At 36.2% G+C, this 7674-nt stretch carries 14 protein-coding genes; 7 read left to right on the top strand and 7 right to left on the bottom strand.

The window, feature by feature from the left end:
- Positions 1–142: 142 nt before the first annotated feature.
- Both DNK84_RS14240 and DNK84_RS05110 read right to left on the bottom strand, forming a co-directional pair.
- A complete protein-coding gene (locus DNK84_RS14240; protein WP_162902145.1) occupies positions 143–295 on the bottom strand; it encodes a hypothetical protein in 153 nt (50 codons plus the stop codon).
- Positions 273–1124: a zincin-like metallopeptidase domain-containing protein gene (locus DNK84_RS05110; protein ID WP_119343484.1), complete on the bottom strand. Its 852-nt coding sequence runs from the start codon at positions 1122–1124 to the stop codon at positions 273–275. The genes DNK84_RS14240 and DNK84_RS05110 overlap by 23 nt, the downstream gene beginning before the upstream one ends.
- 425 nt (positions 1125–1549) lie before the next feature.
- On the opposite strand from DNK84_RS05110, the gene DNK84_RS05105 reads away from it, so the two are divergent.
- Both DNK84_RS05105 and DNK84_RS05100 read left to right on the top strand, forming a co-directional pair.
- Complete coding sequence (locus DNK84_RS05105; protein ID WP_119343483.1) at positions 1550–1747, top strand: type II toxin-antitoxin system HicA family toxin; 198 nt, start codon at positions 1550–1552, stop codon at positions 1745–1747.
- A gap of 8 nt (positions 1748–1755) precedes the next feature.
- Entirely contained in the window at positions 1756–2211 is a 456-nt protein-coding gene (locus tag DNK84_RS05100; protein ID WP_119343482.1) for a type II toxin-antitoxin system HicB family antitoxin, read from the top strand.
- Positions 2212–2222: 11 nt separating this feature from the next.
- On the opposite strand, the gene DNK84_RS05095 is transcribed toward DNK84_RS05100, so the two are convergent.
- Positions 2223–2525 (bottom strand): helix-turn-helix domain-containing protein, encoded by a 303-nt coding sequence (locus DNK84_RS05095; RefSeq protein WP_162902239.1) that lies wholly within the window; start codon positions 2523–2525, stop codon positions 2223–2225.
- The gene (locus DNK84_RS05090) at positions 2525–2896 is read right to left on the bottom strand and encodes a type II toxin-antitoxin system RelE/ParE family toxin (protein ID WP_119343480.1); all 372 of its coding nucleotides are present in this window, start codon (positions 2894–2896) and stop codon (positions 2525–2527) included. Before DNK84_RS05090 ends, DNK84_RS05095 begins: the two co-directional genes overlap by 1 nt.
- A gap of 115 nt (positions 2897–3011) precedes the next feature.
- On the opposite strand from DNK84_RS05090, the gene DNK84_RS05085 reads away from it, so the two are divergent.
- On the top strand, positions 3012–3257 hold the full coding sequence (locus DNK84_RS05085) for a hypothetical protein (protein WP_119343479.1): 246 nt from the start codon (positions 3012–3014) through the stop codon (positions 3255–3257).
- Between the two features lie 18 nt (positions 3258–3275).
- On the opposite strand, the gene DNK84_RS05080 is transcribed toward DNK84_RS05085, so the two are convergent.
- Positions 3276–3629 (bottom strand): hypothetical protein, encoded by a 354-nt coding sequence (locus DNK84_RS05080; protein WP_119343478.1) that lies wholly within the window; start codon positions 3627–3629, stop codon positions 3276–3278.
- 429 nt (positions 3630–4058) lie between these two features.
- On the opposite strand from DNK84_RS05080, the gene DNK84_RS05075 reads away from it, so the two are divergent.
- On the top strand, positions 4059–4301 hold the full coding sequence (locus DNK84_RS05075) for a hypothetical protein (protein ID WP_119343477.1): 243 nt from the start codon (positions 4059–4061) through the stop codon (positions 4299–4301).
- Between the two features lie 58 nt (positions 4302–4359).
- Here the strand turns inward: DNK84_RS05075 and DNK84_RS05070 are convergent, their stop codons facing one another.
- Both DNK84_RS05070 and DNK84_RS05065 read right to left on the bottom strand, forming a co-directional pair.
- The gene (locus DNK84_RS05070; RefSeq protein ID WP_119343476.1) at positions 4360–4695 is read right to left on the bottom strand and encodes a RecX family transcriptional regulator; all 336 of its coding nucleotides are present in this window, start codon (positions 4693–4695) and stop codon (positions 4360–4362) included.
- Between the two features lie 12 nt (positions 4696–4707).
- Entirely contained in the window at positions 4708–5781 is a 1074-nt protein-coding gene (locus DNK84_RS05065) for an AlbA family DNA-binding domain-containing protein (RefSeq protein WP_162902238.1), read from the bottom strand.
- Positions 5782–6062: 281 nt separating this feature from the next.
- Here DNK84_RS05065 and DNK84_RS05060 point away from each other — a divergent pair, with 281 nt between their 5' ends.
- The 3 genes from DNK84_RS05060 to DNK84_RS05045 all read left to right on the top strand — a co-directional run.
- Entirely contained in the window at positions 6063–6278 is a 216-nt protein-coding gene (locus tag DNK84_RS05060) for a DUF378 domain-containing protein (protein ID WP_119343474.1), read from the top strand.
- An 8-nt stretch (positions 6279–6286) separates the two neighbouring features.
- Positions 6287–6589 carry a helix-turn-helix domain-containing protein gene (locus DNK84_RS05055; protein WP_119343473.1) on the top strand — a complete coding sequence of 101 codons (303 nt, stop codon included), beginning with the start codon at positions 6287–6289 and terminating at the stop codon, positions 6587–6589.
- A gap of 299 nt (positions 6590–6888) precedes the next feature.
- Positions 6889–7674: DUF3987 domain-containing protein (locus DNK84_RS05045; protein ID WP_119343471.1), on the top strand; the 786-nt coding region annotated here is incomplete at its 3' end.

The following is a 7674-nucleotide window of genomic DNA, read 5'->3' as shown; positions in this document are numbered from 1 at the left end:
GCAATCAGTTCATCTACCCGCTACGGACTCAGACCCCGACACCTCCACGCATACTCGCCTTTACGTATTGCGTAGTGCTGATTTCAGGCAAATGAAAACCTTGATCAGGTGCGACGATGATATATTACGGGGCTCAATACCTTCACTTGCGTTGTGGCTGATAGACCGCCCTTACTACAGCTTCATAATGTTCGTTACCTTGCATTATGTGTAGTTCGGTTCCAGACTGGTGGCTAGCCTTTTTCTGGGCTGGATTGTCCAGCTTGATTGCCTTAGCTTTGCTTGGCGCACTCATGATTTTTCACCTCACCATCAATGCCAAAATGCTGTAATAAAATGGTGCTGCTGATCTCTGCAATTAATTCTTCTTTCGCATAAGACTTTTTGCATAAAAAATTTATTTCTCGATTTAATCTATTTGGATGCAATGTCCAATGCGTTAATTCATGCAAAAGTGTTGCCTGATAGTCTGCCTCAGTTTTAAAATATTTTGGGCTAGGTAGTCGTATTTCGTCTAACTCTGGTGAGTAATAAGCCTGACCGATGTCATGATGGACAATTTTTGGATTGTGTGCATTAATCAAGCTTTCGATGCCGCTATCAGTTTTTATTTCCTGATCAACATTTTTTAAGGTTGTTTGCGTTAAATTAAAAACACGGTACATTTTAGGGCATACAGCAGTATATTCGTATTTATCACCCGCCTTGACCTTAACTAAATGACCATTGTTTTTATATTCATAATCAGTTTTTGCCTCACCTTCTTTTTTGTAAGTTGTAAAGAAAAAGACTTCTTCCGATTTTTCACCTTTACGCACACTGCCACCGAGTTCATTTATTTGTTTGAACGTCAACCATTTATTAGACTTGTAGCTATTCTCAAGTTGAGAAAACAATAATTGTAAAACATTAACACCGTTATATAGTTTTGATTGACTATTAACAGGTAATAACTGACTGCCTGAGCGATCAAAATTATCTACCCAAGCGCCTGCGCCTTTTTTGATATTTTCTTTAATCTTTTGAGCAATTGACAAAACATAATCCTGATAGGTTGTTTTTACTGTTTTTTCTGCTTTTGAAGTTTTTAAAGTGCTATATTTATTTACTTTTACTTTAGTCATCGTGTTATCTCCATTGTTGTGTTGATAACACCTTTTGCAACAAGCCTTAAAAAATTAAATGCAAGGGTGCCGTAGGCACTTGCGTAGCCCTTGCATTTCAATTTTGGCTTGTTAAAAAAGAAAATATTACTAGGCTATCACGCTGCAAGCGTGATTCATTTTTCTCAGCTTTTTGATTGTTAAAGATTTTAGAAAGTGAATATCAACTGGCTGAAATAGATACCCCCGGGTAAACCCGGGGTTCTTGAGCGGCGAAGCCGCTGCACAACTTCGTTATGCGGTTAACGCTTCACCCACGGGTAACACCCGTGGTGCTCTGTCTTCGACCGCATAGAATTGGATCAATATAGTAATTTTAGGATGAATATTATTTGCATATTATGATATGCATACTATAATATATAAAAACGACTGATAATACTAAGATGCCCGTTAAGCCTCAAGACATAATTAAATTACTGGAAAAGCAAGGTTGGCTTTTAATCAGAAAAGGCAAAGGCTCGCACCTTGTCTATGGCAAGGATGATAAGAAAACCATCATTGCCATGCATAAAGGGAAAGATGTGCCCAAGTCGACAGTTAGGCAAATCGAAAAACAAACTGGTATTAAAATTATTAAATAGGTGAATATATGAAAGATAATTTAAATATAAGCTACCCTGCAACTATTGCAGAAGAAAAGCAAGATGATGGCACGGTTTGTTATGTTATTTCTTTCCGTGATTTAGCGGGTTGCAATACTTATGGTGACACTTATGAGGAAGCCAAAGCAATGGCAAAAGAAGCCTTAGATTTATTGCTTGAGTGCATGCTGGCTGATAATGATGAAATCCCAGCGCCAAGCACGAGAAAAACAACTGAGATTGCGATTTACCCTAGCCCTAAAATAGCTGTGCCACTGCTTTTAAAGTTAGCTAGAGAAGAACAAAACAAAACAATTACCAATATAGCAAGCTTGCTCGACGTACCTTATCAAAATTATCAAATGTTGGAGAAAGGCAAAAGAAAAAATGTGACCATATCGACACTCACGAAAGCATTTAATGCTTTAGGGTATGAAGCTGAAATTGTGTTGCATAAAATGTAGAAAATAAAAAATTACGATAAATATTTTAAACCATTTTCATCAACGAGATTAATCAGTTTTAAAATAGCACCCTTAGCTTGTCGTGTGCCCTGCTCAAGACTTTTAACCATCGCTGGACTGATATTAAGAAATCTAGCAAAAACAGCTTGGCTTACGTTTTGACGCTCCCTAATTGCTTTTATATCATCGCCTGTATATTCGTATACTGTTGGCGTTTCAACTTCGGTTAATTCGCGTAAGGTTGTTTTGTCAATAATACCACTGGTATATAGATCATTTGACAAGTCGTTTATGGTTTCTCTTATGCTACTCATCATATCACCTCAAATAGTTTTTTATCTGCTATTAACGTTTGCACATCACTATCACTTAATGACAGTAATATGCTAGACAACTTTTTAAAGTCCACAAGCTCACGCTTTGTGAAGTTTTCTTTTTCATTCTTTTTAAAGCAGTGCACCCAGTAACATACAACGCCATCACTAAAAACAATAATGGTTCGACTGCTGCCACTTTTACCTTTATTGTCTGTCGCTACTTTAAGTTTATATAAGCTGCCACCTAATGAATATCTTTGCTTACCCAAGTCATCTAGTGAAGCAAAGTAATTTAACGTTTCTTTTAAATCTGCATCGCTAATATGTTTTGATTCACTTGCAAACTTTTTTATTTTATAATTTCTCATGCTTAAGATTGTTAGCGACGTAATACATAGTATTATAATACATTGACTTATTTTGTCAATAAATAGTAAAGTGAGAATTTAAAAATAGTAATCTAAAAATAAGGAAGGAAATAACATGCCAAGCATTACAAAACCATCTGCACCCAGTTATATGACGCTACCTAAAAAGGTTAGAATTACCGAAGAAACTTACATTAAAATGCTAGAGTATTTAGATTGGAATCCATCACTTGATGGCGAAAATGATATTGATTTTTTAATTGAGGAATCCATTAAAATTGCACTCGAATCTGATAAAGATTTTAAGCGTAGAAATAAAGTGAAGAAAACAGCAGTAGTTAAGGAAGAAGCGACTGCGTAATGCAGTCTACTAACTCGCTTAATAGCGATACTCAGGGACGCGTTCGATTTCGTTATCAATGCGATACGTCATATCATCGCAGTAAATATTTTCTAGCTTCTTAATCGTTGCATGCTCTAGTATCTCATACCCACATTCATTAGATGCCGTAAACTTCGGCGGGTATTCACTAAACAATACCTCATAAGTATCACTACCAAAACAGTAACGGATATATACATAACCCTCTAAACACCTTGCATTGACTTTAAACATCAGTGTCGTTTCATCTAAGCGCTTAAAATCATGTGCACCCCAACTCCAAACCAAGGTTCTTCCACCTGTAAATAATTGCTGTATGATCGTGTTTACATAATAGTTTTTATCATTCATGGTTGTGCTCCTTTTGTAGCTTTCATTTGATTGTTTTTATTTTTTCGCTTTGTGTGTGATCACAACCCTTTTGCAACAAGCCTTAGAAAATTAAATGCAAGGGTGCCGTAGGCACTTGCGTAGCCCTTGCATTTCAATTTTGGCTTGTTAAAAAAGAAAATATTACTAGGCTGTCAATCACGCAGTGATTGACTCCTTGTCGAGAAAGTTTTTTGATAACCCATTTGCTCTACATTATGCAAATTTAAAAACATTGACTATGATTAGTCTATGCGCTTGAGCGGTTGAAACGAGGCGTTTTTATTAATTTTATTTAGTATTCTCTTGCTCAGGCGCACAACCTCTACAAAACACATGAACTGCCTAATTGACCATAACCGCATTAAAAGCTAATATTCGTGCAAAACAATATTGAGTAGCACAATTACTATGCGTGATGACGAAACGAAAATCATGGCTATTGATGCCAAAGTTAAAGCCCTGCGTGCTAAAAACACCGATGACATGATGCTGTTAACCGAAATGATTGATGAGATGCTATTTTTCAGAGAAATTATGGAAAATTCTAAGCCAGAGCAACTCAATGCCTACTGTCAGAAATATACCAACTTTTTCTACTTTGCAAAATTACTGGAGAATCTTGCGGATACACTCGCCAACGCTAAAGCCTAAAATTTCCTGTTTTACGACCACGATCGTGGTTAAAAAAACGGAAAAAAGGCACTTAAAACTATTGCCCTTCACTAAAATATGCATCAATGCCTTTTTGTGTCAGCTGATATTCAAAACCTTTGTTTAACAAATACTTTAACAGCTTTTGCTTCTTGTCATAATCCGTTTTGCCTTTGATTAATGGATACTTAGCACTAATTCTGCGTAGGACATTATTAAGCTGCTGCGCCTCGTCAACAATAACTAACTTGTCAATCATGCTTTGCGGTATTGCTTTCTTTTTGAGTTTATCAATTAATGCACCAGTTGATATATCTTGGTTACTTTCAATGATACGCTTTGCTTTGTTTTCCAGTAGCATATCATAAGTAACATTGGCGTTATCAAGAGTCATTGTGGCACCTCTTTACATTTTCATTATTCTTTTTATTCTGTTCTGCATTTCTCTACCTTCCTTGCTTTGTAGTGCTAATGGAACGGGTTTGTATGAAATATCCATGTTGCTTGCCTTAAACCTTTCTTCCCACATTTTTGAAATACTACTAGGATCTGCAATAACATTACTATCATTAATTCTTGAATATATACAATGTCGCTTCACCCCTCCCTTATCCTCTGTCAAGAAAAATGGTTTTTTATTTGGCGTGTTTTTAATTACGATAACATCTAAAAAATAGCCGTCTATGAAAACATCTGTAATCACTTCAGTTTCTGGCGTATGGTTAAATGCGAATTTCACCTGTGCATTACTTAATGTGCTAGTCAAATTAGCTGTATCCATTCGATTCAACTTTACATATTCAGACTTACAAAACCTCCCATTGTCATCAATCCCAATGATTATATAGCGGCATTTATTCTTATTTAGCGTGTTGGCTAATGATATAATATCCTTAAGTAAATCACCCTGTTTTTTTGAATCCTTAGAATACCATTCACGCTTAAAATCATGGCGCTCACTTTCTCTTTTAGATTCAATTAATGGGAGTATATCTTTACGTACTTCAATATATTTAGGTGTTGCTTGCAACTCTATCTTATCTGCATCCTCTGGTTTTAGCTCTAGTTTAGAATGTTTTATTAATACGTTTAGCAAATCAGCCCCTTTTATTTCTAAAATACGATGGGTATTTAAGGATAAGCAGTATTTTTTATCTTTACTAAATTCAAAGCGAAGATTATTTAATATATTAGACTCTCCAGCCTTGGAAAAATTATCCTCAAGTAGGTTGTCAATTTTATGAAATATGCTTATTTTGACAACTATATCACCCTTCCTATCGCTATAGTGGCTCTGCACAATTCCAATATAACCTTTAAGATTAGTATCAAGCTGAAGCTCCGGAACACAAAGACAAATTTTTGAGTTGTTTAAGGCAGTGTCATTTTGGATTCTATTTTCCATGTATTTTAACTCGATAAAACTCGCTTCGATATCACTATCAAACTCATCATTTACAACTAAAATAAAACTATCCATAAACACCATTAACCTTTATATGTTCCTACTTCTGATATAAATATGCATACAAGCAACCAATAATAAAATTTCTCTAGTTTATTCCATGCATTTATTGCCTAGCATTACTGTTTTTCTACGACTGATATGCTCTGCTTAAATTCTACAGATAATTACAAGCTTATCAAACGCTCATTCCTTGTGATGTCAATTTTCACTGCGCACTGATAAGCTTGCTTATTTTGAGGATTACACTACTCTAGTCATTGGTAAAACATATATAACCAAAGGAGTAACATTATATGAAATACCTAAACCCAATCGCACTTATATTAATTATCATCGGCGGGTTAAACTGGCTGCTCGTTGGTTTATTCCATTTCAATCTTGTTCATGCCATTTTTGGCAAACTAGGCTTTATTGAAAATATCATCTACATTATCATCGGTATTGCCGCTTTAATCTGCATTCCCATGCTTAAAAAGTGCTGCCCAAAATCATCATGCAATAAGGATTGATCAATATTGTGGGAAATCAATTTACCGATAATTTCTGCGTTACAGTTGAAAACTCAACAGGACAGACAATTGCTGACTTTTTAACTCAATGTGCTAATCAAGGTTTAACCTACACAGAAGTTGGCGAGATTTTTGGTTACAAACAAAATACGGTTAGAAAATGGTGCCGACGATGCAATGTCTCGTTATACAATGAAAGCAGTCTTAAAGCACTAAACTCACCCGTTAAAAAGGCAGCCATTGAACAGTTACTTGATGACATCAAGATCAAATCTATTAGCTGCTCCAATGCACTGTATAAAGCTTGGTAAAAAATCATGCTGCGCTTGGAAACAGCAACCAAATTCTATGAAATACTCATTACTCAAGATTTATTAGGTGACACAGTTTTGATTTGCTATTTTGGCGGGAAAAACAGCCATCGCCATCAGACCAAAACAATAAAGTTAGATTCGTTTTTACAATACTGCAAAGCGTATAAAAAAATTATCACCACGCGATTTAAACACGGGTATTGGTTTATCCATCATTCATCGCAAGACTTTTAAAATGCAGGCAATACCGCTTTGTGTTATGATGTTTTCAGCCAAAATAACACCGCTAATTTTCAATGACTGGAAAAATTAATTGGAAAACACCAATACCATTGTCACATATATCAGCAAAGCAAGCTGATTACCCGCTTGATGCTCTACCTGATATTATCAAAGACGCTATCCAGTCTTATGCTGAATATGGGCAGCAGCCGATCCCACTATTAGCCAATAGCGCCTTGTCTAACGTTTCACTGAGCTGCCAAGGTTTAGCTAATGTTGCGCGTGATGATGTGCTAACCAGTCCTGTATCCATGTATTTTATTACGGTTGCATCCAGTGGTGAGCGAAAAACAGCAGCTGATAAAGTCTTTGGTAAAGGCATTGAGGATTGGCAGGATACGACAACTAAAACCATGATGCCAGAATATACGCGCATCAAAAATGAGTACACCACTTGGTCAATTAAACGCAAAGGATTGCTCATGATGATTAGGCGCTTAGCTACTCAGGGTTATGAAACAGATCAATATGATGGTTACTACGATCAGGTTATGCTTGAAGAACCAGAAATACCTTTGTTGCCCAAACTCAAATATGAGGATATTACCGCAGAAGCTTTAAGCGAAAACTTAGCAAAGGAATACCCAAGTACAAGTATTTGGTCAGATGAGGCGGGTATTTTCTTATCAAGCCCGAGCATGCAAAAAGACAATACCAAATTTGTCGCCCTGCTCAACCGATTATGGGATGCACAACCAATTGCCATACATCGCAAAACCACCGGTGACATCTTTATCAAAGATCGGCGTTTAACACTCAACTTAATGATGCAACCTTTGCGGCTCTTTTCCGTTTACTGT

Source organism: Facilibium subflavum, assembly GCF_003574485.1.
GTDB classification, from domain to species: domain Bacteria; phylum Pseudomonadota; class Gammaproteobacteria; order Francisellales; family Francisellaceae; genus Facilibium; species Facilibium subflavum.
This window is presented reverse-complemented; position numbering and strand designations above follow the sequence as displayed.

Coding starts and splice junctions, on each gene's coding strand:
- DNK84_RS14240 (WP_162902145.1), bottom strand. CDS start 295: ATGAGTGCGCCAAGCAAAGCTAAGGCAATCAAGCTGGACAATCCAGCC.
- DNK84_RS05110 (WP_119343484.1), bottom strand. CDS start 1,124: ATGACTAAAGTAAAAGTAAATAAATATAGCACTTTAAAAACTTCAAAA.
- DNK84_RS05105 (WP_119343483.1), top strand. CDS start 1,550: ATGCCCGTTAAGCCTCAAGACATAATTAAATTACTGGAAAAGCAAGGT.
- DNK84_RS05100 (WP_119343482.1), top strand. CDS start 1,756: ATGAAAGATAATTTAAATATAAGCTACCCTGCAACTATTGCAGAAGAA.
- DNK84_RS05095 (WP_162902239.1), bottom strand. CDS start 2,525: ATGAGTAGCATAAGAGAAACCATAAACGACTTGTCAAATGATCTATAT.
- DNK84_RS05090 (WP_119343480.1), bottom strand. CDS start 2,896: ATGAGAAATTATAAAATAAAAAAGTTTGCAAGTGAATCAAAACATATT.
- DNK84_RS05085 (WP_119343479.1), top strand. CDS start 3,012: ATGCCAAGCATTACAAAACCATCTGCACCCAGTTATATGACGCTACCT.
- DNK84_RS05080 (WP_119343478.1), bottom strand. CDS start 3,629: ATGAATGATAAAAACTATTATGTAAACACGATCATACAGCAATTATTT.
- DNK84_RS05075 (WP_119343477.1), top strand. CDS start 4,059: ATGCGTGATGACGAAACGAAAATCATGGCTATTGATGCCAAAGTTAAA.
- DNK84_RS05070 (WP_119343476.1), bottom strand. CDS start 4,695: ATGACTCTTGATAACGCCAATGTTACTTATGATATGCTACTGGAAAAC.
- DNK84_RS05065 (WP_162902238.1), bottom strand. CDS start 5,781: ATGGATAGTTTTATTTTAGTTGTAAATGATGAGTTTGATAGTGATATC.
- DNK84_RS05060 (WP_119343474.1), top strand. CDS start 6,063: ATGAAATACCTAAACCCAATCGCACTTATATTAATTATCATCGGCGGG.